This window comes from Stenotrophomonas sp. G4 (assembly GCF_003428825.1).
Lineage (GTDB): Bacteria > Pseudomonadota > Gammaproteobacteria > Xanthomonadales > Xanthomonadaceae > Stenotrophomonas > Stenotrophomonas indicatrix.
Map to the genome: position 1 here is coordinate 213521 of NZ_CP031741.1, position 22658 is coordinate 236178.

Consider the following 22658-nt stretch of genomic DNA (forward strand, 5'->3'; position numbering starts at 1 on the left):
CACCGTGCCGCGCGAATTGATGGTCGATGGTCAGCTGATGCATGTTCTGAATGATCTTGAGTGGGAGAGTGTCGTTGCGACCGGCACTTGGGAGGGCAGGAGCCTTGGCGGGCCGGAAACGATGCGCTTGCGTGCTGCGTCTTTTCGATTCACAAAGGAACATGGAAATCTGTTTGCATTCGCACTCTGCAAAATCGGGCCGAAATTTGTGAACTCTGTGACCCTGATGGCAATGCCGGATGGTTGGACAAGGGTGAAGATCGAGAAGGTTGGTTGTAATTTCTGCGGTACGAAACAGCTAATTGCCAACCCTCTCTTTGCCGATCTCTACTTTGGGGTTGAAAATGGTGTCTGGAAGAAGGTGCTCGGTCGATTCTCTGATGCAGAGCGCTTGGGTTGCATTAAGTGCGAGTCGGCTTTGCCTCGATTTGCGATCTGGTCAGAGGCTTGTCATGACTAATGGGGTGTCTTTATGAATAGAGTTATTGCGCGTCCGTCATGGCGGCCCGACATTGTGTCGACAGGTGAGTGGATCGTCGAGCACATGCGTAAGTATCTGGCCGGCAGCGCATTTACCCTGTACTCCCATGGCAGCTGCGTGGTTTGGGTGGGAGCGGAGTTGAGTGTCGCTGAGGCAAACGATCGACTGAGGGCTGTTACGCTTCAAGACCCCGATTTCAAGGTTCGGCGCCACATCGATGGAAACTTGCTTGTTACATTCAAAGGTGGGGTTGGGGGTCTTTTGTCGGGGAGATTGCTGGCAGACAATATTGAGTCCCTAAGGCGTGATGCGTTGACGTTTGGCATGCTTCCCTCGGAAAAGCTGGTTTCTAGTCGTCATGGCGACTCCGAGGAGCTCGATATGATTGCGGGCTTGTATGTTCGCGCTCAGCTGTACCGTGATGTTGATGACTTGGAGGTTGTGGCGATTTCCAGGTAGAGATTCTAGGTTTCTCGTCGTCACTGTTGTTTGGAAGCAATGGCAGGGTTGGCGGGAGTTCGAGCGGAAGGGTTTCCGTTCGTGGGATTCGTCGTTGCTTCGATTGCCAAAGCCCCCGGGCGCGGGATCATGTTGGATTTGCTGCCGCCGGTGCGCATCGGTGACCTATTTGTTTCAATGTATGAAGTGCCAAGAGCACTGGAGGATGCCCGGGTGGAACGCACCCGCGCCGCGCCAGTCAACGTCCGCATCATTCGTGTTCGTGTGGATGCAATAGACGTAGGGGCGATTGGAGAAGCTCCCGGGCGGCGTAGCAAGGGCGTTGATCACTCTGTACCCGGAGGCACTGTGTGAGGCAGTACAACATTGCTCTTTCTGCTGTTGAGTCATTTTATTCAGTCGAGACCGGTGATTGGCCCGGGATGATTGAATTGTTTCAGGAGCGCCTCGAGCAGGTTGAGGTATACAGGGAAGGGGTGAGGCGGGAACTTTACGATAGCCTTCGTGATCCCGAATTTTCCTGGAAATCGGCTCTCTGGAATGAGGACTTTCATGTCGAAGAGTTTGAGACGGAGGGAGAGGCGCGCGCCTTTATTGAGAATGTTGTGTTGCCGTTGGTAGAGCGCGTCTTCGCAAAGGTGCAGTCTTAGTCGGCTGATTCCAGGGGGCGAGCCGCAGGGCAAAGGTGTATTGACGACTCACGGGCGATGCGCATGTCCGTGAGCCATGATCACGTTCAGGGGGTACGCGATGGAATACACGAGGCTGGACATGGAAGAGCTACTCCGCCTGTCGATCGATGCGATCGCGGGCAATCGCCAGGCTGATGCACTGGTGCTGCTCAAAACCCTGCTCGAACGCGAACCGGAGCACGTCCACGCGACCTACCTGCTGGCGGCCCAGCACGCCCAGCTGGGCCTGGTGGACCGGGCCGAGACGGGTTTCCGCAGGGTGGTCGCGGCCGCCCCTGACCTGGCCATCGCGCGCTTCCAGTACGCGCAGTTGCTGATGGGTCAGGGCAGGGCCGAAGAGGCGCGACAGATGCTGGCGCCGGTGCTGGCCCAGGTCGACGCGCTGGGGGCGTATGCCCGCGCCCTCGATGCCGCGGCCGACCAGCGCATGGACGACGCCCTGCGTGAACTGGATGAGGGCCTGGCCCAGCCGCAGGCACTGCCGGCGCTGGCCATCGACATGCGCCGTCTGCGTGACCAGCTGGCGGGTGCGGTGCCTGCGTCGTTGACCGAGGTGGCAGCGCGCATCGACACGCCTGCACCGATCTTCCTGACCGGGTATGGTCGCACCAACTAGTTGCTGTCCGCGGGTGCTGCATGCCGATTGATCGGACCTCCCTATCAACGCCGTTGATCGCCGCGGTGCGCGCCGAGCTGAGCCGGCGCGGCGAGCGGGTGCGTGCGGGAAACTCCGGCGCCCCCGCGTCGGCGCCCCGCTCGCTGCGTGCCGAAGTGGCCGACCTGGTGCGCGGCGTGGATACCCAGGACCAGGTGGCGATGCGCGCCGCGCGGCGCCGGGTGATACGTGCGGTCCTGCTCGCCGAACTGGGTGCTGAGCTGCGTGAATACAGCCAATGGCAGCCGATGCTGGACACCCTGGTGGACAGTCTTGAGGCCAACGAGGAACACCGCGAAGCGTTCCAGGCGCTCATCCGTTCTGTGACCTGATCTCAGGATTTCAACAATCCCTTGACGCCCTATTGACATGCGCGATTGCACAGCTGTAGTTTCACCCAGCGCTCACGGCTCGGGGGAAACGACCGGGGCGCAGAAGGGAGTGTCGAGCACAGGGGCTGGCGCACGTTCGTGCGCTGGAGATGCAATCAGTCACGTCAGGATTCGTGCCACTCATGGAAGGCAACGGTGTGCGTGTGGCGCGCCTGCGAGCGTATTTCGCAGCGGATTCAGGTAACTCAGAACTTGCGTGTGAACTGCTGGATCTGCTGCTGGCCCAAGGCGCGGTCGGCGAAGCTGATCGCGTGCTTTCAGAGTTGCCCGCAAGCACGCTCGGGCACCCGGCGGTAGCATTCCGGCAGGCACGCTGCGCACTGGCCAGTGGCCGTTACGCACAGGCTGCGCAGCAGTTGCAGGGGCTGATCGAAGCCGGGGCGGATGCGCCGGGTATCGCCCACGATCTCGCCTTCTGCCAGCTGTGCCTGCGCCAACCGGAGCGCGCTCAGGCGACCGTGTCGCAGGCGATCACCGCCCATGGCGCGTCGGCACCGTTGCTGATTCTTGCGGCCCGGATCGCCTTGATGCAGGCCGACCATGACCAGGCATTGGCCCATGCTGACGGCGCCTTGATCCTTGATCCCGAGGACGCGCAGGCGTTGGGGGTGCGGGCACTGGCACTGTTCGATGGCAACCATCTGGAGCAGGCGGCACTGGCTGCCGATGCAGGCCTTCGCCGCGATCCGGACCAGCATGAGTCGCTGCTGGTGGCGGCCACGCTTGCGCTGTGGCGCCGCGACGCAGCTGCTGCCGAGCGGATGTATGGGCGCGCACTGCAGCGCCACCCCAACTCCGGGCGTGCCCTGTCCGGTCAAGGCCAGTGCGCGATGATGGCCAACGACCTGCCGCGTGCCCGTAGCATCCTGGAGCATGCTGTGCAGGCCATGCCGGGGCATATCGGTACGTGGCACGCATTGGCCTGGACCCAGTTGCTGCAGGGCCAGCGCGAGGCCGCGCGGGGCAGCTACCAGCAGGCCTATGCGATCGACCGCAATTTCGGCGATACCCACGGTGGGCTGGCACTGGTCGCGGTGCTTGCGGGCGAGCACCACGAGGCGGAGCAGTCGATCCAGAAGGCATTGCGGCTTGCACCTGCCTCGATCACCGCGCGCTACGCGCGCAGCCTGCTGCTGGAGGCGCAGGGCGATGCCCAGGGCGCGCAGGCATTGCTGTCGGAGCTGCTCGAAGACTCAGGCGTGACAACGCTGCCTGTCGCCGAGTTCTCCCGGCGCGTGCACCGCACACTCGTTCCCCACTGACCAGGGCGAAGCATTCAGATGGATTCTGATTTCGCCATGCGCCTGCTGATCGACACGCTTATCGCCGCACTGAAAATGTCGGCGCCGGTGCTGCTGTCCACGCTGGTCATCGGCTTGTTGATCTCGATCGTGCAGGTGGTCACCCAGGTGCAGGAAATGACCCTCACCTTCGTCCCCAAGATCATCGTCGTCGGCGTGGTCTGCGTGGCGATGGGCGGCTGGATGCTGTCGATCGCGGTCGAACTTGCCAAGCGCATGTTCGAAGCGGCGGCGGGAATGTAGCCCATGGATGCCTTGCACCAGTTTGCCGGCAGTTTCCTGCTGGCGATGATCCGCTACCTGCCTGCCACAGCGATGACATCGTTGACGCCGCTGCGCTGGGCGCCGCCGATGGTTCGCATCGTGCTGGCGATGGTACTGGCTTGGCTGACCGTGCAGGCGCAGCCGCTGCAGCTGCAGGCAACCCTGCCGCAGGGCGGAGCGTTCGGCTGGGTGGTGGCGGCGGTGGGAGAGTTGATGGTTGGCCTGGCTTTCGGGCTGGCGGTGATGCTGCCGCAGGCGGCGCTGCATATGGGCGGCTGGCTGATCGACATCCAGGCAGGTGCCAGCGCAGCGGTGTTGTTCAATCCTGCCGCACAGGGTGAGACCCAATCACTGTTGGGCACATTGCTGATGCTGGTCGGCACCGTGCTGTTCTTTACCCTGGATCTGCACCTGGACCTGTACCGCATGCTGATATCCAGTGCGCAGGTACTTCCGCTCGGGCAGGGCGGCCGCCTGCATGCCGACGGGCTGTTCGGCATGCTGGGCAGCAGCTTCCTGCTGGGTCTGGTGATGGTGGCGCCGGTGGTGCTGGCATTGCTTGCCGTGGACATCGGCGCGGCGTATGCCACGCGCTCGATGCCGCAGGCCAACGTGTACTTTCTGGTACTGCCGGTGAAGATGATCGTGGCGCTGCTGATGCTGATGGCAACGCTGCCGTTCGTGCCGGCGTTGTTCGAGCGCTTGTACCGCGATGCCTTCCAGCGCATCCCGTCGTTGCTGGGGGGCGCATGAGCCAGCCCGATCAGGACAAGACCGAGCAGCCCACCCCGCACCACCTTGAGCAGGCGCGACAGCGCGGCGAGGTCGCCAAGAGCGCGGATGTGTCGGGCAGCCTGGTGCTGGTCGTGTTCGCGGCGGCGCTGGCCATGACCGTGGGAGGCATCGCGATTGCGTTGGCCGACGCGACCCGGCACCTACTGGCCCTGGCAGGCAATGCGCCGGAGCTCAATGCGTCGTTTGTGCACTGGACCGCGCGCGCCTATGGCCCGGTCGGGCAGGCCGTGCTGCCGTTGGTGCTGGCGCTGCTGGTCGCCGGCGTGCTTGGCAACCTGCTGCAGACCGGCCCGATGTTCACCACCCAGCCGTTGAAACCCGACTTCAAGCGGATGAATCCGGCCAATGCGCTGCGCCGCATCTTCTCGATGCGGACCCTGTGGGAGCTCGGCAAGATGACCGCCAAGTTCCTGTTGCTGGGCGCCGTGTGCGCGGTATTCGCCTGGAAGGCGCGGGGCCTGGCGGAAGCCGTGATCCAGGTGCTGCCGCAGCGCGTGGGCGCGTTGTTCCGCGACATGTTCGTGCAGACATCGCTGTACGTGCTGTTAGTGCTGGGCCTGGTGGCGGTTGCCGACCTGCTGTTCACCCGGCGCGAGTACATGCGCAAGATGCGCATGAGCCGGCGCGAGGTGCGCGATGAAGTGCGCCGGCGCGACGGCGATCCCGCCATCAAGTCCAAGCGCCGCCAGCAATCGCGCGAGCTGCTGCGCAAGACCCGTGCACTGGCGCGCGTGCACGAGGCCGACGTGGTACTGACCAACCCGACCCATGTGGCAGTGGCACTCCGCTATCGCCCGGGCAAGATGCTGGGGCCGGTGGTCATTGCCAAGGGCGCTGGTTCGCTGGCGGCCATCATCCGCCGCCTGGCCGGGCGCCATCAGGTCCCGGTGATGCGCTTGCCCGTGTTGGCACGCGCACTCTACAAGGAGTGCGACATCGACCACACCGTGCCCGAGGCACTGTACGGCGAGCTGGCGCCGGTGTACCGGACGCTGTGGAAGCGAAAGGGAGCGTCCGTATGAAGCTGCTGCTCAGCCAGATGTGGGGCGGGCGCCGTGACCTGGCCCTGGTGGCGCTGGTGATCGGTGTGCTGGTGGTGCTGTTCGTGCCGATTCCCCCGGTGCTGCTGGACTTCCTGCTGGTGGTGAACATCAGCATGGCCATGCTGATCCTGCTGGTGACGTTCTTCACCGACACGCCGCTGAAATTTTCCACGTTCCCGACCATCCTGCTGTTGTCCACGCTGTTCCGGTTGTCGCTGAACGTCTCGGCCACGCGCCTGATCCTGGAAGGTGGCGATGCGGGCCGGGTGATCAACGCGATCGGCGAGTTCGTGATTGGCGGCAATTACATCGTCGGCATCGTGGTGTTCCTGATCCTGGTGGTCGTGCAGTACGTGGTGGTCACCTCCGGTGCGCAGCGCGTGGCGGAAGTCGCCGCCCGCTTTACCCTGGATTCGATGCCCGGCAAGCAGATGAGCATCGACGCCGACATGAACATGGGGCTGATCGATGAGCACGAGGCACGTCAGCGCCGTGCGCAGATCGAGAAGGAAGCCAACTTCTACGGCGCGATGGATGGCGCCACCAAGTTCGTCAAGGGCGATGCGATCGCCGGCATCATCATCATCCTGACCAACATCATCGGCGGCCTCGCCATCGGCATCGCGCAGCTGGGCCTGCCCTGGGGCGAGGCGGTGCAGCACTTCACGTTGATGACCATCGGCGACGGCATCGTCACCCAGATCCCGTCGCTGGTTATCGCGGTGGCCACCGGCATCATCATCACCCGCGCTGCCGCCGACGCGCAGCTGGGCACCGAGATTCCCAGGCAGGTGATGGCCAACCCGAAGGCGTTGGCGATCGTGGCCGTCGTGCTGCTCCTGGTCTTGCTGCTGCCGGGTTTCCCCAAACTGCCGGTGATTGCGGTCCTGCTGGTACTGGGTGGTCTGGGCTGGGCGGCGATGAGGGCGCGTGCGGGCGATGTCGCGGAGATGGTGCAGGAGCAGGTGGAGGCCAAGGCAGCGTCCAAGGCCGGCGAAGACGGCAGCGACTGGATGCGCATCGAACCGATCGAGATCCGACTGGGTGCCGAGCTCGCCGATGCCTTCCTGGGCGATGATGGCGACCTGGCCGATCGCATCGCGCATGTGCGTCGGCAGTTCGCACAGGACATGGGCTTCCTGGTGCCGCGCGTGCAGACCAGTCGGCGACCGGAGCTGCGCGGCAACGCCTATGAGATTCACTTCCAGGGCACCCGGGCGGGGCAGGGTGAGCTGACGATCGATCGTGTCCTGGCCATCAACCCGGGCGGCAGCCGTGCGCGCCTGGAGGGGCCGGAGACCCGGGATCCGGCGTATGGACTGCCCGCGCAGTGGATCAGCAAGGAGCAGCGCCAGCACGCGCGCAGCGCCGGCTACACCCTGGTGGATGCAGATACGGTGGTGATCACCCATCTGAGTGAGCTGATCAAGCGCCATTGCGCAGATCTGCTGACCCGCGCCGAGGCCGAACGCATGGTCAACCGCTTGCGCGAGCAGCAGGGCTCGCTGGTCGAGGAGCTGGTGCCCGGCGTCCTGACCTATTCGGAGATCCAGAAGGTACTGCAGCACCTGCTGCGCGAGCAGGTCAGCATCCGCCATCTGGAAGCGATTCTGGAAGTGCTGGTTGATGCCGGCCGCACCACCAAGCAACCCGATGAGCTGGCCGAGCGGGTGCGTGAGCGGCTGGGCGCGGCGATCTGCCAGAGCCTGCGCGATGCGCAAGGCGACCTGCATGTGATGACCCTGTCGCCGGAACTCGAGCGCACCCTGCTGGCCAACCTGCGCCCCGTTGACGGTCGCGGCGGTTCGCTGTTCGGTGACATGGCCCAGCTGGATGGCTTCATGAAGAACCTGGCCAGCCAGGCCGAATCGATGATGGGCCGCAGCCTGGTGCCGGTGCTGTTGTGCCCCTCGCCGGCGCGACGCTCGCTAAGGGCGTTGCTGGTGCGTTCGATGCCGTATCTGGCGGTGCTGGGCTTGAACGAAGTGCCGGCCACGCTGCCGGTCCGCTCCTTCGCCGCGATCCAGTCCCACTGAGGCCCGCATGACCGACACCCTTGAAGCGATCAGCCGCAGCCTTGCTGCCGAAGTCAGGACCCTGGCCACGATCAGCCAGAACGTGGCCAACGCGCATACACCCGGCTACCGCGCCTTGCGCACCGCTCCGGATTTCGCCGCCCAGGCCGGGCTGCGCACCGTGGCCGACCAGCGTGATGGTGGACTTGCGCAGACCGGCCGGGCGCTTGACCTTGCCTTGCGCGGGGAGGGCTTTTTCGTGGTGGAGCGCGAGGGGCGGGCCATGCTGGCGCGCTCGGGGGCCCTGCGCATCGGCGAGGCCGGGCAACTGATGACGGCCAACGGCGAAGCCGTGGTCGGCAGTGCGGGACCGATCGTGATTCCGGGGGGGCAGGCCGCCAGCGTTCGCGTGGACGGTGACGGACGCCTGTGGGTGGAGGAGCAGGAAGTGGACCAGCTGCGCCTGGTGGCGACAGCCGATCCGGCCGCGGTGTCGCCGCTGGGCGCAGGAACCTATGACTACAGCGGCGAACTGCATCCGTGGGAAGGCAAGGTGGTGCAGGGCGCTCTTGAGCGCGCCAATGTCGAGGCGGCCGACGAAATGCTGCGCTTGATGGAAACCACCCGCCACATCGATTCGGTTCGCCGCGCCATCAGCACCTACGACCAGATGCTGGATCGGGGCATCAACAACCTTGGCAACAACTGAGTACGGAGCGACCCAGATGATCGATGCCCTCTACATCGCCGCCAGCGGCTTGCGCAGCGAGCAGAAACAGATCGACGTGATCTCCAACAACGTCGCCAACATGCAGACTCCGGGCTTCAAGCGCAGCCGGGTCAACTTCGCCGACGTGGCGGGTGTCGCGATGCCACCGGCCCTCGATGCCACGTTGCCGGCGGCGCCAGCGCAGCCGATGCCGGGTGGCACCCGGATCAGTGCCACCCTGGCCGAGTTCGAGACGGGGGATATCCGCGCGACCGGCAATCCGCTGGATCTGGCGATCAGCGGCTCCGGGCTGTTCGAACTGGAGCTTGACGACGGCAGCGTTGCCTACACCCGCGACGGCCAGTTCAGGCTTGATGCCGAAGGCAGCCTGCGCACCCTGCAGGGCGCCCGCCTGGCAAACGCTCCGCAGATCCCGCTCGATGCGACCAAGCTGGAGGTATCCAGCGCTGGCGAGGTCTCGGTGTTGATGCCGGGCGAGACCCAGCGCACCGTGCTGGGCGCGATCGAGCTGGCGGTGTTCGGTGCCACCGATGCCCTGCAGTCGGTAGGCGACAACCGCTTTACCGCCACCGTTGCCGCCGGCTCACCCAGCTATGTGGTACCCGGTGAGGCCGGCAGCGGCAAGCTGCAGCAGGGCTACGTGGAAATGGCCAACGTCCAGATGATCGAAGAGATGTCCAGCCTGGTGATGGCACAGCGCGCCTATCAGCTCAATGCGCGTGTGCTGCAGGCCGCAGATCAGGTCCTGGAAACCATCAACAACCTGCGCCGCTGATCATGCACTCCTTGATGCTGATGCTTGCCCTGGCGTCGCCAGTGACCGCCCACTCCACGCCTGCGCCGCTGCCTGGCCAGTATCTGGCTGCCCGCGTGGTGGAGACAGTGCAGGCACGCCTGCAGGCACAGGGTAGTACCGCGATCGTGTCGGTGCTGGGCCGCGTGGCGGACGTGGCCGGTATCGGTGCCGATCCCGAGGTCGAGGTCGGCACGGTTGCCGGGCGCTGGCCACGCGCGCGCGCCTCGGTCCCGGTGCGCCTTTCCGATTCGAGGGGCACGCGCCGCCTTGTCACGGTGTGGCTTGCAGCGAGCGACCTGCGCGAAGTGCTGGCCTACAGCAACGACTATCCGGCGATGGTTCCGGGGGAGAAGCTGCAGGCAACGCCCGTCCGCATCGATATGGCCTGTTGCGAAGGGCCCGCGATTACCACACTGGCCGACGTGCGGGGCAAGCGACTGCGGCGCGCGGTGCATGCCGGTAGTCCGATGCTGGCCGAGGATCTTGCGGCTGCACCCGAGGTTGCGGCACAGCAGCAGGTGACCCTGGCAGTGGAGCGCGGCGCCGTCCGCATCGTAGTGGCGGGAACGGCACTGGCCAGTGGACGGCTGGGTGAGCGCATCCAGGTCCGTCCGCAGGGATCGCAGCGGGCAGTGCAGGCACGGGTCAGCGCTCCGGCAGAGGTGGTGATCGATGAATAGACAGGCTGTTGCCGCCCTGCTGGGCGCTTTGCTGGCGATCCAGGCCGCACAGGCACAGAGCTTGGTTGAACCCGAACGGTACCGCGCGCTGGCGGCGGACCATCGTGCCTATCGCCTGGGTGATGTCATTACCGTGTACGTCGCCGAAGCAACCCGGGCCAAATCGCAAGCCGCCACCGATGCGTCGAGCAGGCTCGATCTTGGTGCCGGGCTGCGCTCACCCAGTACCGATTTCAATGCCGATGTTGGCCTGAGCGGCAGTAATTCAGGCGGCGCGCAGACCACGCGCGTTGGCGAGTTGAGGACCCAGGTTTCGGTGCAGGTGGTGGCGTTGGAGCCGGATGGCAGCCTGCGCATCGAGGGTGCTCAGACGCTCACCGTCAATGGCGAGAACCAGCGCATCCGCTTGAAAGGCCTGGTACGCCCGCAGGACGTCTCTGCGCAGAACACGGTGTGGTCCAACCGTATCGCGAACGCCGAACTGGAGCTGGATGGCGTGGGCATCGTCAGTGAGTCCCAGCGCCAGAGTGTGATCTACCGATTCTTCAAGTGGCTGAGGTTGATGTGAGGATCTCTATCGCAGCAGTACTGGTGGCCGCATTGTGCCAGGCCGGCTGGGCCCACGCCGGCGCAGTGAAGGTGAAGGATATCGCCCGCGTGGCCGGCGTTCGCGAGAACCAGCTGACGGGCTACGGCCTGGTGTTTGGCCTGTCGGGATCCGGTGACTCCCAGCGCAACCGCGCCACCGTGCAGTCGGTGGCCAATACCCTGCGCAACTTCGGCGTCAACGTGGCCGAGGACGATATCGCCAGCCGCAATGTGGCTGCGGTGATCGTCACCGCCAAACTGCCGCCGTTTGCCGAACCTGGGCAGATGGTGGATGTGCAGGTCGCCTCGTCCGGCGATGCGCGCAGCTTGACCGGCGGCACGCTGATGCTGACGCCGTTGATGGCCGCCGATGGCCGACTGTATGCAATGGCGCAGGGAGCGATTTCAGTGGGCGGCTACCAGTTCCAGGGGGTTACCGCATCGCTGCAGAAGAACCACCCGACGGTGGGCTGGATTCCGTCCGGAGCCAGCATCGAACGGGCATCGCCATTGCCGGTGGCCGGAGAAGGACGTGAGCTGAGCATCCTGCTCAACGAACCCGACTTCACCAACGCCAGCCGCATCGCCAGCGTGATCCGCAGCGCCGAACCATCATCGACGGTACGTGCGGCGCATGCGGGCAAGGTCACCGTGTCATTCGTCTCGCCGCCGGCCGATCTGGTGGAGCGCATCGCGCATCTGGAGAACCTCTCCGTGGTCCAGGACAGGCCGGCGCGGGTGGTGGTCAACGAGCGCACGGGCACCGTTGTCGCCGGCGGCGACGTGCGCCTGGGCCAGGTCGGCATCTCGCATGCCGGCCTGCGCGTGGAGATCCGCACCGAGTACCAGGTATCCCAGCCGGACGGCATCTACTACCGCCCTGGGCACAGCATTGCCACGGCGGTGGTGCCCAGCACCACGATCAAGGCCGAAGATCCTGAGGCGCCGCTGGTACGCATCCCCGAAGGTGCCACCGTCGCCGACCTGATCTCGGCGCTGCGCGCGGTGCATCTGAGCACGCGCGATGTTATCGCGGTACTTCAATCGATCAAGGCCGCCGGTTCGCTCGACGGCGAGCTCGTCATCCAATGAATGCACACAGGAGCGCTGATGATGTCCAGCAGTGAGACCACCATCGATGCAATCAGGCTGGCGCTGGGCATGTACCAGAGCCGTGCAGAGATCGCCAATTCCAACATCGCCAATGCCTCGATGCCTGGTGCATTGGCGCTGCGTGCGGATTTCTCGCAGTATCAGGTGATGCTCGATGCGGCCGTGGAGGGCCGCAGTGATGGGCTGCGGCAGGCAATTTCTCAGGTGCGTGAGCCGGACATCCGTCCGTTGGAAACACCGCTGAACCTGGATGCGCAGGTCAGCGAACTGGTGGGGGTGGGTGTTGGTTTCCAGTCGCTGACCGAGGCGCTGAACCGGCAGTTCGGATTGATGCGCCTGGCTGTGGTCGGGAGGAACTGAGCATGCCGATCGATTCAGTACTGGATGTGGCCCGCGACGGCCTGAACTACGAGCGGCTGCGCCTGGATGCCGCCAGTCGCAATATCGCGGCCGCCAACGTCGCGGTGCCTGCTGGCCAGGAGGTGACGCTGTGGCAGATCGGCAATGGCAGCTCGTTCGGCCACTGGTTGGGGCAGGGCGGCACGCTGCAGCAGGCGCCGGCGGCTACCCGGGTGGTCCATGACCCCGGTAATCCGTTGGCCGACAGCAACGGCCAGGTACGTTTTCCGCAGGTCGACCTGGTACAGGAAATGACCACCCTGATGACGGCCAGCCGTGGCTATGAGGCCAACGTACGTTCGTTCAACCTGCTGCGCAGCATGATGCTGCGCTCGCTTGAAATCGGGGCCAAGTGATGAGCATCGAGGCAATCGGCCCAATCGGGCTGGAACAGGGACAGAGTCTGGCCATATCGGCGCCGGCCACACCTGCGGCGGACTTCTCCGGATGGCTTGCCAGTGGCGTTGGGCATGTCGAGCACAGCCTGGATGTAGCCGAGACCGGGGTCCGCGCACTCGCCGCCGGACGTGATGTGCCGGTGCACGAAGTGATGATCGCACTGGAACAGGCACGCCTGGATCTCAGCCTGGCCACCGAAGTGCGCAACCGCCTGGTAGAGGCCTACCAGGAACTGGCGCGGATCCAGCTGTAAGCCACTGCTCACTCTCATCTATCAAGCCGAGTCCATGGATCCCAGGAATTTCTATCTTTCGTTGCAGCGCCCGGCGCGGATTGGCCTGATTATCGGCATCGTCGCGCTGCTGGCGCTGACCATTGCGACCCTGTGGTGGGTGATGACGCCCCGGCAGCAGCTGCTGTTCGGCAACATGAATGAACGCGATGCTGCCGAGGTGGTGGCGTCGCTCAACGAATGGAAGGTGCCACACACCATCACGGACGGCGGCGCCGGCATCACCGTAGCGGCCGATCAGGTGTATGACACCCGCATGCGGTTGGTTTCGGCCGGGGTGCCGCGTGGGGGGCATGTCGGCTTCGAGCTGTTCGACGATTCGGACTTCGGTGTTACCGAGTTCGCGCAGCGGGTCAATTACCAACGCGCCCTGCAGGGCGAGATCGAACGTACCATCGCCGCGCTTCCCGGTGTCACCAGTGCGCGCGTGCACCTCACCATCCGCCGTCCTGGCCTGTTCGCCGATCAGCATGATGACTCGAAGGCGTCTGTCGCACTGGCACTGGAGCCGGGCCAGCGCCTGACCCGCAAGCAGATCAATGGTGTACGCAGCCTGGTGGCCGCATCGGTGGAGGGTCTGGCGCCGACCCAGGTCTCGGTGCTGGATTCCGATGGTGGTCTGCTTGCAGCCGCAAGCGCGGATGGCGCCAACGATGCTGATCTGCAGGGACATGCCGAAGAAGACCAGCGGCTGGAGAACCGCCTGCAGGCGCGCATCGTCGATCTGCTTGGGCAGGTCCTGCATGACGGAGAATTTCGTGTGTCGGTGGAGGCTACCCTCAACTTCGACGCGGTTCGTGAAGTGAGCGAACGGCCGCTGGCGCAGGGGGGCGATGGCAACGGCCTGCTCGCCAACAAGCGGGTCAGCCACTCGGGAGGCAGCGAGGGCGGGCAGAACGAGAACGAGGAGGAGTCCACCTTCGTGCACGGTACCTCGCGCCAGGAGATCGCCCGCGCTCCGGGCCGGATCGAGACGCTGTCCGTGGCGGTCATCCTACCGCCGAACCTGGACGACAGCGAGGTCGAGCGGATCCGCTCGCTGGTCGCCGCCGCGGCCGGCATCAACGAGGTGCGGGGAGACCGTCTGGCAGTATCGCGGCTTGGCCGTGGCCAGCGCTGGGATGCCTCACCCGGCGCGGCCCGTGCCGTCACCCCGCTCGGTGCAACGCAGGCCCCGCCACCTTCCCAGCCGACATCGCCGGTGAAGAAGACGACGGCATCGGCCCCCTGGATCCGTTGGGCCCTGATCGCCGTTGCCGGTGCCTTGCTGGGCGGGATTGCGATCCTGGCTACGCAACGACGCCCGAAGCGATTGAGCCCCACCGAACGGGACGCCGTTCTGGCCAGGATGCGTGGCTGGTTGGCCGAGGGCGGCGCGCCATGAACAGTTCGCGCGGCGAACGCAAGTGCGCCCTGATGCTGGCCACGCTGGTGGCGTCTGACCGGCGCCAGCTGCTTTCCCAGCTGCCGCCGGCCGCAGCATCCCGGATCAAGCGTCTGGTGGGCGAGCTGCAGGCTTTGCGCCTGCCCATCGCCGAGCTTGCCCAGGCGCTGCTGGCCGACGAAGTGGTTGGACTCACCAGTGAAACGTCGCTGGATGTAGAGCAGTTGATAGGACTGGCTGCGCACCTGCCGGATGCCTGGTACGCACGCGTGCTGGCGGCTTGGGGGGAGCTGGATCGATCGTTCTGCGTGTCGCTGCTGGAGCCGTCACGCGGTGCGGTGGTGGCGCGCGAGCTGGGCAGGGTGCCCGCACTGCCGCCGCGCCTGGCCCATGCACTCAAAGCAGAGGCGATGCAGTTGGCTGCGGTGGAGCGCGCCGCATGATCCAGCGACTGCCTGCTGATGAACCGAGGGTGGTAAGGCTTGGAACGTTGTTCGCGCCCGCCGAAGTCATGGCGTCGCCTGTGATCGGCATCGATCCGGAGCAGGAGCGGCTGAAGTGGCTGCAGGAAGCACGCGAAGCCGGCCATGCCGAAGGCATGCGCCAAGCCGATGCGCAGATCCGTGATGCGGTGGCTGCTGCGGAACTGGCCTGCCATCATCGTCATGCCCAGGCCCTGGCGGAACTGCAGGATGAGCGCGCACGTCTGGCGCAGTGGTCGGTGCAACTGCCCGCGCAGCTGGCTGAACTGGAACGCGCCATGCTGGCTATGGCGATTCAACTGGCCTATGCCGCTATGCTTCGCGTGCTGGATGCGCTGCCTGCCGAAGAGCGTATCGCGCAGGCCTGCCGCCAGGCGCTGGCCGAGCAGAAGCAGCGCCCGTTGCTGCTGCGACTGCCTCCGCTGGACGCGCCGTTCGCGCAGGCGCTGGCCACTGCGGAGATCCGCATCGAAGCGGATGCGCGCCTGCAGCCGGGCCAGTGCCGTATCGAAAGCCCGCTGGGGATCGACGATGCGGGGTTGGATGTGCGTCTGGATGCGTTGCGTACCGCCTTCCTGCAGGGACTGGCCAGCGCAGGGGACGCGCAATGACGGCTGCGTGCGACACCCTGCTTGAAGCCATTGCCGCGGCGCCGATGGTGCGTCGCCTCGGCCAGGTGGCGTCCTATAACGGCTTGGTGATCGAGGCGCTTGGCCCCGAGGTCGGTGTAGGCGAGTTGTGCCATATCGATCGCGACGGACGTGCACCGATCCTGGCCGAGGTGGTCGGGTTTCGCCAGGGGCGCACCCAGCTGATGCCGTTCGGCGAGATCGACGGCCTGGCTCCGGGGCAGGAGATCCGTGCCTGCGAGCGTGCCCTGGAAGTGCCGGTCGGCGACGCCCTGCTTGGCCGCGTGGTGAATGCACTCTGCGAGCCGATCGACGGCCGTCCACTGCAGTGCGCGCAACGCTACGCGCTGCGCCGGACGCCGATCAATCCCTTGCACCGTGCGCCGATCGACACGCCGTTGCCCACGGGCATCCGTGCGGTCGACACCCTGTTGACCCTGGGCGAAGGCCAGCGGATCGGCATCTTCGCCGGCAGCGGTGTTGGTAAAAGCACGTTGCTGGGGGCACTTGCACGGGAGGTACAGGCCGACGTGACTGTGCTTGCCCTGATCGGCGAGCGGGGGCGCGAGGTGGGCGACTTCCTGCGCCACTCCCTGGGCGATACCGGACTGCGCCGGTCGGTGGTGATGGTGGCGACCGCCGATGAGACGGCCGTGACCCGCGTGCATGCGGCCCACGCCGCCCACGCAGTGGCAGAGTACTTCCGCGACAGCGGCCGTTCGGTGCTGCTGGTGGTCGATTCGATGACCCGCTTTGCGATGGCGCAGCGCGAGATCGGCCTAGCGGTCGGCGAGCCACCCACGTTCCGTGGCTATACGCCATCGGTGTTCGCGCAGCTGCCACGGATGCTCGAGCGCTGCGGAAAGCTGCAGGCGGGTGGCTCGATCACAGGCATCTACAGCGTGCTGGTGGAAGGCGATGACATGAATGAGCCGGTGACCGACCATATGCGCGCCATCCTCGACGGCCACGTCGTGCTGTCCCGGGACCTGGCCGCGCGCGGACACCATCCGGCCATCGATGTGCTGCACAGTGCCAGCCGGGTGATGGATGCGGTGGCCAGCAGCGATGAGCTGGCACTGGCACGTGAAGCGCGACGCCATCTGGCGCTGTATGAAGCGTCGCGCGACCTGATCGAGCTGGGGGCACACCAGAAGGGCGCCAATCCGGCACTGGACCGGGTCATCGAGCAGCGGCCGCATCTTGAAGCCGTGCTGCAACAACCGCCTAGCGAGGCGACCCCGCGCGAAGCGGCCTACCGCCGCCTGGCAGCCGCATTGCAGGGGGCGGCATGAGCATTCCGCGCAGCAAGGGCCTGCATGCGCTGCAGCGCTGGCGCAGTTTCGGTGAAGACCGCGCTGCGCTGGCCCGCCAGCTGGCACTGCGCGCGGTTGCGGAGGCGACCGCTGCGGTCGCGGCCGTGCAGGATCGTGCGCAGGCGGCCAGCGAGCAGCGCCTGAGGCTGCTGCAGAGTCCGCTGCTGGATCTGGCGCGCTTGACCGCGAGCGCGGGCATGGAGGAAGCCGCATGGCGGCAGGTACAGGCGTGCCAACAGCGCCTGAAGCACGCCGAGGATGATGCCCTGCTCGCGCGCGAACAGCACGAAACGGCGCACCGCATGGCCCGCGCGGTGGCGCACCGCGCAACGCGTGTGGTTGCGATCGAACGCGATGCGGCCGAGAAGCATGTCTTTGATTCGCTGGTGGAGTTGCGTGGCCGCCTGCGCGGAGGCCCGCATGATTGAACGCATGCCAGCGGGCATGGGGGCACGCGAACCCGACGCGGTGCCGCGCCTCGTCCGCCCCTCCGCGGCTGGCCCTGCGCGTGATTTCCGCGAGTCCGTGGACGCCAGTCCATCGCGTCCAGATCCTGAAATCACTGGGGACGCTGGGCCCATTGCGCGCGATGTCGCGGCTTCCGATGAGCATGGCGCTGGCCAGGCCATGCTGCTGGCGTGGCAGCTGCTGCCCAACAACGCCTTGTCGCAGATGCTGGCCGGCACACGAGTGGCTGCAGAAGCGATGCAGCCCTCGCGCATGCCTCTCGCGGCATACCCCGGTTCCTCTGCAGGCAACCCGGGCATGGCAGCTGCCAACGCCGCGCAGGCGGTGGCTGCCATGCCCGGCAAGAGCGCGACCGCGGCTGTCGCCGCTCCGAACGCGCGGGTCACCGCAGCCTCTACTGCTGCCGATGCAGTGGGCACCAGCGCTGCGCTGTCTGAACTGGGCGAGCGATGGCAGGCGCGCCTGCTGCGCTGGGGCAGGACCGCAGGCGAGGGGCTGAGCATCCGCATCCGCGATTACCGCCTGGATGCGCAGGATGCGCAGGCGCTTGCAGAGCGGTTGCTGGCGTTCGCCGGACAACACGGTCTGCAGCTGCAGCGGATCGTCATCAATGCGCGCGAGCTTTGGCGTGCAACCCCCACCTATCCTCAACCGACCGGAGATGTGCATGGCCGTTGATGCAATCGGAAGCTCACTGGGCACCCAGCAGAACTCCGCACTGGCACAGAGCAGTACGATCGACCAGGAAGATTTCATCCGCCTGTTCCTTGCACAGCTGCAGTTCCAGGACCCGCTGGAGCCGGTTGACAACCGCGAGTTCCTGGCCCAGCTGGCGCAGTTCTCCGCACTGGAACAATCCCGCCAACTCAGCGAGAACACCGCGTCGATGCTGGCGATGAGTGCCTCCGACCAGGCCGTAGGCCTGCTCAATCGCCAGGTGGACCTGACCAATCTGGGCGTGACCCGCTCGGGCACGGTGGTGGCGGTGCAGTTTGGCAGCGCCGGTCCGGAGCTGAGCGTGCGCGATGCCACCGGATCAGTCAGCACAGGCATCCGCTTGTCGCAGATCTCCCTCGTCAAACCCTGACCCAGGCGGACCTCCATGTTCCAAGCCCTGTTCAACAGTCTTTCCGGCATGTTCAGCTTCTCGCGAAGCCTGGATACGGTGTCCAACAACGTATCCAACATGAACACACCTGGGTTTCGTGGCAGTGATGCGTTCTTCACCAACGTGGAAGGTGGCTATGGCTCGCGCATCACCGGTGACGACATGCGAACCAACCCCGGTGACATCCGCCAGACGGAGAACGCCACCGACCTGGCGGTGAACGGCAACGGCTACTTCGTGCTGCGCGACCCCGCTGGCGACCTGCATTACACCCGCGCCGGCCAGTTCCGCTTCGACGAGCACAGCCTTCTGGTGGACAGCGTCAATGGCTACCAGGTGATGGGCCTGGATGGCAGCGGCAACATGGTCGCGATCGACCTGGACAGCTATCGCAACATTCCAGCTGTCGGGACCAGCCAGGTGCGCGTCACCGGCAACATCGCGCCGTCCTCGACCACCACCAACATCAATGCGGTGACTGTGTTCGACGCCTCCGGTGCATCACGCGTGCTCTCGGTCAAGTTCACCAACAACACCGCCAACACGCCGGGCAGCTTCCTGGTGACCGTGACCGATTCCTCGGGCAAGGCCGTGGGCAGCGGCGAAGTGCGCTTCCGTACCGACGGCACGCCATTGACCGGATACGCAGGGATGGACGTGGTACTGCAGGGGCCGGGGGGCGCGCAGGCGATCCGGCTGGATTTCGGTACCCCCGGAACATTGACCGGCATGACCTCGTTGAGCGGAACCACCAGCAGCTTGTCGGCCAAGGTGACCGACGGCCACGGCATTCTGGCCGTCAACGGCATCACCTTCGATGACAAGGGCGTGATGCAGTTGACCTACTCCGAAACGGAAAAGCGCAGTGGTCCGCAGGTCGCACTGGCGTTGTTCCCAAACGAAAGCGCATTGAACCTGGAGGGCGGGCGCCTGATCGCAGGCGCCAGCGTGCAGGAACGCGATATCGGGCGCCCGGGCGATACCGGCTTTGGTCGCATCCGCGGTTTCAGCCTGGAGATGTCCAATGTGGACCTGACCCGGGAGTTCGCCGACATGATCGTGATCCAACGCGGCTACCAGGCCAGCTCGCGGGTGATGACGGTCAGCAACGAAATGATTGAACAGCTGTACAACAGCACGCGGGGCGGGTGATGACGGTCCTTCCGTTCCGGCGGCACGGCGTGAGGCGCGTTGCGCAGATCGAAGCAGCATTGCAGCAGCGGCTGGACCATTGGCGCGCCCAGTGGGCCGCCGAGCCTGGCCATTGCGAGGTGCAGGCGGCGGACATTGCGCTGCCACCATCACCGGGGCAGTGGTGGCACTGCACGGGAACCAGCGCCTTCGCGATCCTTGGCAACAATGGCTTGGAGCGGATTGCAGCCGCTCTGGCCGCAGTTCCTGGCCGGGAGTCCAGCCCCATCGCGGCAGGAATCGGCCGCCGTGCCTTTGCCGATCTGTTGCGTGAACTGGTGCCCTCGGCTGCAGAGGCAATCGCCGACGCTGCGCCGATGGCGGCCTTGTGCGATGCGCGTCATGGCGTGTTGTGCTTCAGCGTGTCGCTGCCAGGCGCCGAGGCCCTGCTGTATCTGCCACTGGCTGCCTGCGACGCACTCGTGCCGATCCCGGTCGGTGTCTCCCGGCCCGTGCTGGCATCGCGTCGCAGCGCGTTGCTGGCATCCACCGTGAGCCTGTACGCCACCCTGGAACTGGGTAGTGCCGACCTGGATGTTGCCAGCACCCTCAGGCCCGGTGAAACCCTGCGTACCTCGCGTATCGCCGACGCCGTGGTCAAGCTGCAGTCGGCCGACGGCCATACCGTGTTCAGCGCGAGCCTGCATTCGTCCGAGGGCCGCAAGGCACTTCGCTGTATCAATGACACAACCCAGCCAGGAATGAAGTAATGGAACGTACATCGGTGTTGGAAGCGGTGCGCGCCGAGCCGGCGCAGGTGGAACAGGGCGATGCGGCTGAGCGTAGCATCGCGCTGATCCGGCATGTGCAGGTGGCGCTGAGCGCGCAGATCGGCACGGTCGATATGAGTGTGGACCGGCTGTTCGGCCTGAAGGCAGGGGATGAGGTGGTGTTGAACGAGCAACTGGAAGCACCGGTGACGCTGCTGCTCAATGGCAAGGCGGTCGCACGCGCGGAGCTGGTGGCGATTGATGACCACTTCGGCGTGCGGATCCTGGAGATCGCATGACCGCTGCGCTGTTCATTCTGGCCGCGGCGCCTATCCGCTTCAAGAGCGAGGCGGGCAGCGTTGGTACGACGCTGGTGGCGCCGCTGATCATCACAAGCCTGCTGCTTGCGCTTGCTATAGCGGCTCTCTACGTCGCGCGTCGGAAAGGTTGGTTGCAGCGTTGGAGCGTGGTGCCGGCCGCAACGGACATGCCAATGGGCCTGAGGGTGGAGCAGGTGGTGCGGCTCAGTCCGCGCACGCGGCTTTACCGGGTCAGCGACGGTGTAGCGGTCTTCACCGTGGTGGAGTCCACCGCGCATGCGCAGATTGTGCTCGGAACGGGACGCGCTGAGCCGGAGGCTACCGATGCAGCCTGACCGCCGCTGGCGCGTACTACCGCTGGTCGCTGTCCTGATGCTGGTGGCCGGGCAGGCGTGGGCGGGCCCGACCGAGGACGCCGTGGCGGAGGCGCTGAAGCAGGATTACTCACCCGCACTGCGCAACTTCGTGATCCTCACGATGTTGTCGCTGATTCCGGTGCTGATGATCGGCATGACCGCCTTCACCAGGATCATCATCGTGCTGTCCCTGCTGCGGCATGCGCTGGGTATTCCGCAGACGCCGCCCAACAGCGTGGTGATCACCCTGGCGATCTGCATGACCTACTTCACCATGTCGCCGGTACTCGATCGCATGAACCATGATGCGATCGCACCCTACATGAGTGAGCAGATCACCGCCCAGCAGGCCATCGAGCTGGGCAGCCGGCCGCTGCGTGAGTTCATGGTGTCGCAGACGCGCGAATCAGACCTGCGCACGGTGATCGAGATGGCCAAGGCGCCGGCGCCCAATACCATGGACGACATCCGCTTCGGCCATCTGGTCACTGCGTTCCTGCTGAGCGAGCTGAAGACCGCCTTCCAGATCGGCTTCGTGATCTTCCTGCCTTTCGTGCTCATCGACCTGGTGGTCGCTGCGGCGCTGATGGCGCTGGGCATGATCATGCTGCCACCGACCACCATCAGCCTGCCCTTGAAGATACTGCTGTTTGTACTGATCGATGGCTGGGTGTTGCTGTCCAAGGCGTTGCTGGGCAGCTACTGGAACTGACATGGACACGCATGCCACGGATGGCGAGGCGGCACTCTGGTCCCAGCTCAGGGAGCAGCGCTGCCCGCAGGCGCGTGATGCCCTCTATCTGCGCTACAGGCCGTGGGCGACTGCCATCGCGCGGCGGGTACATCGCCGCTTCCCACGGCTGGGCGCGGACCGGGACGACTTCATCCAGAACGCCAGCATAGGATTGCTGGAGGCGATTGATCGTTTTGATCCGGCACGCGGCATTGCCTTCCAGGCCTATGCAATGACCCGGGTACGCGGCTCTGTTTTCAATGGCCTTCGCGTGATCCTTGGGGGCGCATCGAGCGAGCGCTATCAGGAGCGGCTGGACACCCTGCAGGGCGGTTCCGATGACCCCTTCAATGAGCTGGTCGCTTCGATCGTCGGGTTGGGCCTGGGCTACATGCTGGACGATGCGGCCAATCCGCTGGCCATCGACAGTCACGATGCACTTCACTTCGCAGAGGATCAGCAAGTCGTTGGCCAGTTGCTGGCCGGAGTAGAGCAACTGCCGCCGAGGTTAAAAGCGATCATCGTGCGCCACTACTTCGAGTTCACACCCTTCATCGAGCTCGCCCAGCAATGGGGGCTGAGCAAGGGGCGCATATCGCAGTTGCACCGAACTGCCCTCAATTCATTACGACTCAGCATGCAGACGGCTCATTGAATAGCGCTCTCTTCACTGGAGCCGAAAAGCGGTCGGATGCGTAAGACCCACGTCGGCCTTCCATGCGCGATTAAATTCTCGAATGATGTTGTCACCAGATCCAAAGTCTGCTTTTGGCCGAAAGCGGACATCGATTGCCAGAGTGTTTAGCCAGACTGACGGATGTCGAAGCAAGAGTCGATTCATTGATCAAATGGGCGCGTTGCGGATAC

General features: G+C 65.1%; 31 protein-coding genes. All 31 read left to right on the forward strand.

Annotation, left to right across the window (positions count from 1 at the left end):
* Positions 1-4 precede the first annotated feature (4 nt).
* The 31 genes from D0Y85_RS20490 (at position 5) to D0Y85_RS01010 (ending at position 22446) form a co-directional block, all read left to right on the forward strand.
* Positions 5-460 carry a hypothetical protein gene (locus D0Y85_RS20490; protein ID WP_162887588.1) on the forward strand — a complete coding sequence of 152 codons (456 nt, stop codon included), beginning with the start codon at positions 5-7 and terminating at the stop codon, positions 458-460.
* An 84-nt stretch (positions 461-544) separates the two neighbouring features.
* Positions 545-940, forward strand: coding sequence for a hypothetical protein (locus tag D0Y85_RS00865; protein WP_162887589.1), 396 nt, complete (start codon positions 545-547; stop codon positions 938-940).
* A gap of 350 nt (positions 941-1290) precedes the next feature.
* Positions 1291-1590 carry a hypothetical protein gene (locus D0Y85_RS00870; RefSeq protein ID WP_162887590.1) on the forward strand — a complete coding sequence of 100 codons (300 nt, stop codon included), beginning with the start codon at positions 1291-1293 and terminating at the stop codon, positions 1588-1590.
* A 121-nt stretch (positions 1591-1711) separates the two neighbouring features.
* A complete protein-coding gene (locus D0Y85_RS00875) occupies positions 1712-2248 on the forward strand; it encodes a tetratricopeptide repeat protein (RefSeq protein WP_117309220.1) in 537 nt (178 codons plus the stop codon).
* A gap of 20 nt (positions 2249-2268) precedes the next feature.
* Entirely contained in the window at positions 2269-2619 is a 351-nt protein-coding gene (locus D0Y85_RS00880; protein ID WP_162887591.1) for a hypothetical protein, read from the forward strand.
* 182 nt (positions 2620-2801) lie between these two features.
* Complete coding sequence (locus D0Y85_RS00885) at positions 2802-3941, forward strand: tetratricopeptide repeat protein (RefSeq protein ID WP_162887592.1); 1140 nt, start codon at positions 2802-2804, stop codon at positions 3939-3941.
* Positions 3942-3959: 18 nt separating this feature from the next.
* Positions 3960-4223 (forward strand): flagellar biosynthetic protein FliQ, encoded by a 264-nt coding sequence (locus D0Y85_RS00890; RefSeq protein WP_057499772.1) that lies wholly within the window; start codon positions 3960-3962, stop codon positions 4221-4223.
* Between the two features lie 3 nt (positions 4224-4226).
* The gene (locus D0Y85_RS00895; RefSeq protein ID WP_117309223.1) at positions 4227-4997 is read left to right on the forward strand and encodes a flagellar biosynthetic protein FliR; all 771 of its coding nucleotides are present in this window, start codon (positions 4227-4229) and stop codon (positions 4995-4997) included.
* A complete protein-coding gene (locus tag D0Y85_RS00900) occupies positions 4994-6061 on the forward strand; it encodes an EscU/YscU/HrcU family type III secretion system export apparatus switch protein (RefSeq protein WP_117309224.1) in 1068 nt (355 codons plus the stop codon). Before D0Y85_RS00895 ends, D0Y85_RS00900 begins: the two co-directional genes overlap by 4 nt.
* Positions 6058-8118 (forward strand): flagellar biosynthesis protein FlhA, encoded by a 2061-nt coding sequence (flhA, locus tag D0Y85_RS00905; RefSeq protein ID WP_117309225.1) that lies wholly within the window; start codon positions 6058-6060, stop codon positions 8116-8118. The genes D0Y85_RS00900 and flhA overlap by 4 nt, the downstream gene beginning before the upstream one ends.
* Before the next feature lie 7 nt (positions 8119-8125).
* Positions 8126-8806: a flagellar hook basal-body protein gene (locus D0Y85_RS20965; protein WP_117309226.1), complete on the forward strand. Its 681-nt coding sequence runs from the start codon at positions 8126-8128 to the stop codon at positions 8804-8806.
* A gap of 16 nt (positions 8807-8822) precedes the next feature.
* Entirely contained in the window at positions 8823-9602 is a 780-nt protein-coding gene (locus D0Y85_RS00915; protein WP_117309227.1) for a flagellar hook-basal body complex protein, read from the forward strand.
* A gap of 14 nt (positions 9603-9616) precedes the next feature.
* On the forward strand, positions 9617-10303 hold the full coding sequence (gene flgA, locus D0Y85_RS00920) for a flagellar basal body P-ring formation chaperone FlgA (protein ID WP_162887593.1): 687 nt from the start codon (positions 9617-9619) through the stop codon (positions 10301-10303).
* Between the two features lie 28 nt (positions 10304-10331).
* Positions 10332-10871: a flagellar basal body L-ring protein FlgH gene (locus tag D0Y85_RS00925; RefSeq protein WP_240329303.1), complete on the forward strand. Its 540-nt coding sequence runs from the start codon at positions 10332-10334 to the stop codon at positions 10869-10871.
* Positions 10868-11983 (forward strand): flagellar basal body P-ring protein FlgI, encoded by a 1116-nt coding sequence (locus tag D0Y85_RS00930; protein ID WP_117309230.1) that lies wholly within the window; start codon positions 10868-10870, stop codon positions 11981-11983. The genes D0Y85_RS00925 and D0Y85_RS00930 overlap by 4 nt, the downstream gene beginning before the upstream one ends.
* Before the next feature lie 21 nt (positions 11984-12004).
* Entirely contained in the window at positions 12005-12364 is a 360-nt protein-coding gene (locus tag D0Y85_RS00935) for a hypothetical protein (RefSeq protein ID WP_205420717.1), read from the forward strand.
* Positions 12365-12366: 2 nt separating this feature from the next.
* The gene (locus D0Y85_RS00940) at positions 12367-12759 is read left to right on the forward strand and encodes a flagellar basal body rod C-terminal domain-containing protein (protein WP_117309232.1); all 393 of its coding nucleotides are present in this window, start codon (positions 12367-12369) and stop codon (positions 12757-12759) included.
* Positions 12759-13055, forward strand: a complete 297-nt coding sequence (gene fliE / locus D0Y85_RS00945) for a flagellar hook-basal body complex protein FliE (RefSeq protein WP_064237848.1) — start codon at positions 12759-12761, stop codon at positions 13053-13055. Before D0Y85_RS00940 ends, fliE begins: the two co-directional genes overlap by 1 nt.
* Positions 13056-13089: 34 nt before the next feature.
* On the forward strand, positions 13090-14478 hold the full coding sequence (gene fliF, locus D0Y85_RS00950; RefSeq protein ID WP_117309233.1) for a flagellar basal-body MS-ring/collar protein FliF: 1389 nt from the start codon (positions 13090-13092) through the stop codon (positions 14476-14478).
* Positions 14475-14921: a hypothetical protein gene (locus D0Y85_RS00955; protein ID WP_117309234.1), complete on the forward strand. Its 447-nt coding sequence runs from the start codon at positions 14475-14477 to the stop codon at positions 14919-14921. The genes fliF and D0Y85_RS00955 overlap by 4 nt, the downstream gene beginning before the upstream one ends.
* Positions 14918-15571, forward strand: coding sequence for a FliH/SctL family protein (locus tag D0Y85_RS00960; protein ID WP_117309235.1), 654 nt, complete (start codon positions 14918-14920; stop codon positions 15569-15571). Before D0Y85_RS00955 ends, D0Y85_RS00960 begins: the two co-directional genes overlap by 4 nt.
* Positions 15568-16884, forward strand: a complete 1317-nt coding sequence (locus D0Y85_RS00965; RefSeq protein ID WP_117309236.1) for a FliI/YscN family ATPase — start codon at positions 15568-15570, stop codon at positions 16882-16884. Before D0Y85_RS00960 ends, D0Y85_RS00965 begins: the two co-directional genes overlap by 4 nt.
* Positions 16881-17333 carry a hypothetical protein gene (locus D0Y85_RS00970; RefSeq protein ID WP_117309237.1) on the forward strand — a complete coding sequence of 151 codons (453 nt, stop codon included), beginning with the start codon at positions 16881-16883 and terminating at the stop codon, positions 17331-17333. The genes D0Y85_RS00965 and D0Y85_RS00970 overlap by 4 nt, the downstream gene beginning before the upstream one ends.
* Positions 17334-17670: 337 nt before the next feature.
* Entirely contained in the window at positions 17671-18051 is a 381-nt protein-coding gene (locus D0Y85_RS20495) for a hypothetical protein (RefSeq protein ID WP_162887595.1), read from the forward strand.
* Positions 18041-18460 (forward strand): flagellar hook capping FlgD N-terminal domain-containing protein, encoded by a 420-nt coding sequence (locus D0Y85_RS00980; RefSeq protein ID WP_057499756.1) that lies wholly within the window; start codon positions 18041-18043, stop codon positions 18458-18460. The genes D0Y85_RS20495 and D0Y85_RS00980 overlap by 11 nt, the downstream gene beginning before the upstream one ends.
* Positions 18461-18475: 15 nt before the next feature.
* Positions 18476-19633 (forward strand): flagellar basal-body rod protein FlgF, encoded by a 1158-nt coding sequence (gene flgF, locus D0Y85_RS00985; protein ID WP_117309239.1) that lies wholly within the window; start codon positions 18476-18478, stop codon positions 19631-19633.
* Positions 19634-19662: 29 nt separating this feature from the next.
* Entirely contained in the window at positions 19663-20382 is a 720-nt protein-coding gene (locus D0Y85_RS00990; RefSeq protein ID WP_162887596.1) for a hypothetical protein, read from the forward strand.
* Entirely contained in the window at positions 20382-20681 is a 300-nt protein-coding gene (locus tag D0Y85_RS00995; RefSeq protein WP_117309241.1) for a FliM/FliN family flagellar motor C-terminal domain-containing protein, read from the forward strand. The genes D0Y85_RS00990 and D0Y85_RS00995 overlap by 1 nt, the downstream gene beginning before the upstream one ends.
* On the forward strand, positions 20678-21037 hold the full coding sequence (locus D0Y85_RS01000) for a hypothetical protein (RefSeq protein WP_117309242.1): 360 nt from the start codon (positions 20678-20680) through the stop codon (positions 21035-21037). Before D0Y85_RS00995 ends, D0Y85_RS01000 begins: the two co-directional genes overlap by 4 nt.
* On the forward strand, positions 21027-21770 hold the full coding sequence (fliP, locus tag D0Y85_RS01005) for a flagellar type III secretion system pore protein FliP (RefSeq protein WP_117309243.1): 744 nt from the start codon (positions 21027-21029) through the stop codon (positions 21768-21770). The genes D0Y85_RS01000 and fliP overlap by 11 nt, the downstream gene beginning before the upstream one ends.
* A 1-nt stretch (position 21771) precedes the next feature.
* Positions 21772-22446, forward strand: a complete 675-nt coding sequence (locus D0Y85_RS01010) for a sigma-70 family RNA polymerase sigma factor (protein ID WP_162887597.1) — start codon at positions 21772-21774, stop codon at positions 22444-22446.
* Positions 22447-22658: the final 212 nt, after the last annotated feature.

Bases quoted from the DNA above. Each gene is read 5' to 3' on its own strand.
- flgA (WP_162887593.1), top strand. From the start codon at position 9,617: ATGCTGATGCTTGCCCTGGCGTCGCCAGTGACCGCCCACTCCACGCCT.
- D0Y85_RS00895 (WP_117309223.1), top strand. From the start codon at position 4,227: ATGGATGCCTTGCACCAGTTTGCCGGCAGTTTCCTGCTGGCGATGATC.
- D0Y85_RS20495 (WP_162887595.1), top strand. From the start codon at position 17,671: ATGGCAGCTGCCAACGCCGCGCAGGCGGTGGCTGCCATGCCCGGCAAG.
- D0Y85_RS00940 (WP_117309232.1), top strand. From the start codon at position 12,367: ATGCCGATCGATTCAGTACTGGATGTGGCCCGCGACGGCCTGAACTAC.
- flhA (WP_117309225.1), top strand. From the start codon at position 6,058: ATGAAGCTGCTGCTCAGCCAGATGTGGGGCGGGCGCCGTGACCTGGCC.
- D0Y85_RS00900 (WP_117309224.1), top strand. From the start codon at position 4,994: ATGAGCCAGCCCGATCAGGACAAGACCGAGCAGCCCACCCCGCACCAC.
- D0Y85_RS00890 (WP_057499772.1), top strand. From the start codon at position 3,960: ATGGATTCTGATTTCGCCATGCGCCTGCTGATCGACACGCTTATCGCC.
- D0Y85_RS00865 (WP_162887589.1), top strand. From the start codon at position 545: ATGCGTAAGTATCTGGCCGGCAGCGCATTTACCCTGTACTCCCATGGC.
- D0Y85_RS01000 (WP_117309242.1), top strand. From the start codon at position 20,678: ATGACCGCTGCGCTGTTCATTCTGGCCGCGGCGCCTATCCGCTTCAAG.
- D0Y85_RS00880 (WP_162887591.1), top strand. From the start codon at position 2,269: ATGCCGATTGATCGGACCTCCCTATCAACGCCGTTGATCGCCGCGGTG.
- D0Y85_RS00960 (WP_117309235.1), top strand. From the start codon at position 14,918: ATGATCCAGCGACTGCCTGCTGATGAACCGAGGGTGGTAAGGCTTGGA.
- D0Y85_RS01010 (WP_162887597.1), top strand. From the start codon at position 21,772: ATGGACACGCATGCCACGGATGGCGAGGCGGCACTCTGGTCCCAGCTC.
- D0Y85_RS00970 (WP_117309237.1), top strand. From the start codon at position 16,881: ATGAGCATTCCGCGCAGCAAGGGCCTGCATGCGCTGCAGCGCTGGCGC.
- D0Y85_RS00955 (WP_117309234.1), top strand. From the start codon at position 14,475: ATGAACAGTTCGCGCGGCGAACGCAAGTGCGCCCTGATGCTGGCCACG.
- D0Y85_RS00980 (WP_057499756.1), top strand. From the start codon at position 18,041: ATGGCCGTTGATGCAATCGGAAGCTCACTGGGCACCCAGCAGAACTCC.
- D0Y85_RS20965 (WP_117309226.1), top strand. From the start codon at position 8,126: ATGACCGACACCCTTGAAGCGATCAGCCGCAGCCTTGCTGCCGAAGTC.
- D0Y85_RS00875 (WP_117309220.1), top strand. From the start codon at position 1,712: ATGGAAGAGCTACTCCGCCTGTCGATCGATGCGATCGCGGGCAATCGC.
- D0Y85_RS00935 (WP_205420717.1), top strand. From the start codon at position 12,005: ATGTCCAGCAGTGAGACCACCATCGATGCAATCAGGCTGGCGCTGGGC.
- D0Y85_RS00965 (WP_117309236.1), top strand. From the start codon at position 15,568: ATGACGGCTGCGTGCGACACCCTGCTTGAAGCCATTGCCGCGGCGCCG.
- D0Y85_RS00885 (WP_162887592.1), top strand. From the start codon at position 2,802: ATGGAAGGCAACGGTGTGCGTGTGGCGCGCCTGCGAGCGTATTTCGCA.
- flgF (WP_117309239.1), top strand. From the start codon at position 18,476: ATGTTCCAAGCCCTGTTCAACAGTCTTTCCGGCATGTTCAGCTTCTCG.
- fliF (WP_117309233.1), top strand. From the start codon at position 13,090: ATGGATCCCAGGAATTTCTATCTTTCGTTGCAGCGCCCGGCGCGGATT.
- D0Y85_RS00915 (WP_117309227.1), top strand. From the start codon at position 8,823: ATGATCGATGCCCTCTACATCGCCGCCAGCGGCTTGCGCAGCGAGCAG.
- fliP (WP_117309243.1), top strand. From the start codon at position 21,027: ATGCAGCCTGACCGCCGCTGGCGCGTACTACCGCTGGTCGCTGTCCTG.
- fliE (WP_064237848.1), top strand. From the start codon at position 12,759: ATGAGCATCGAGGCAATCGGCCCAATCGGGCTGGAACAGGGACAGAGT.
- D0Y85_RS00995 (WP_117309241.1), top strand. From the start codon at position 20,382: ATGGAACGTACATCGGTGTTGGAAGCGGTGCGCGCCGAGCCGGCGCAG.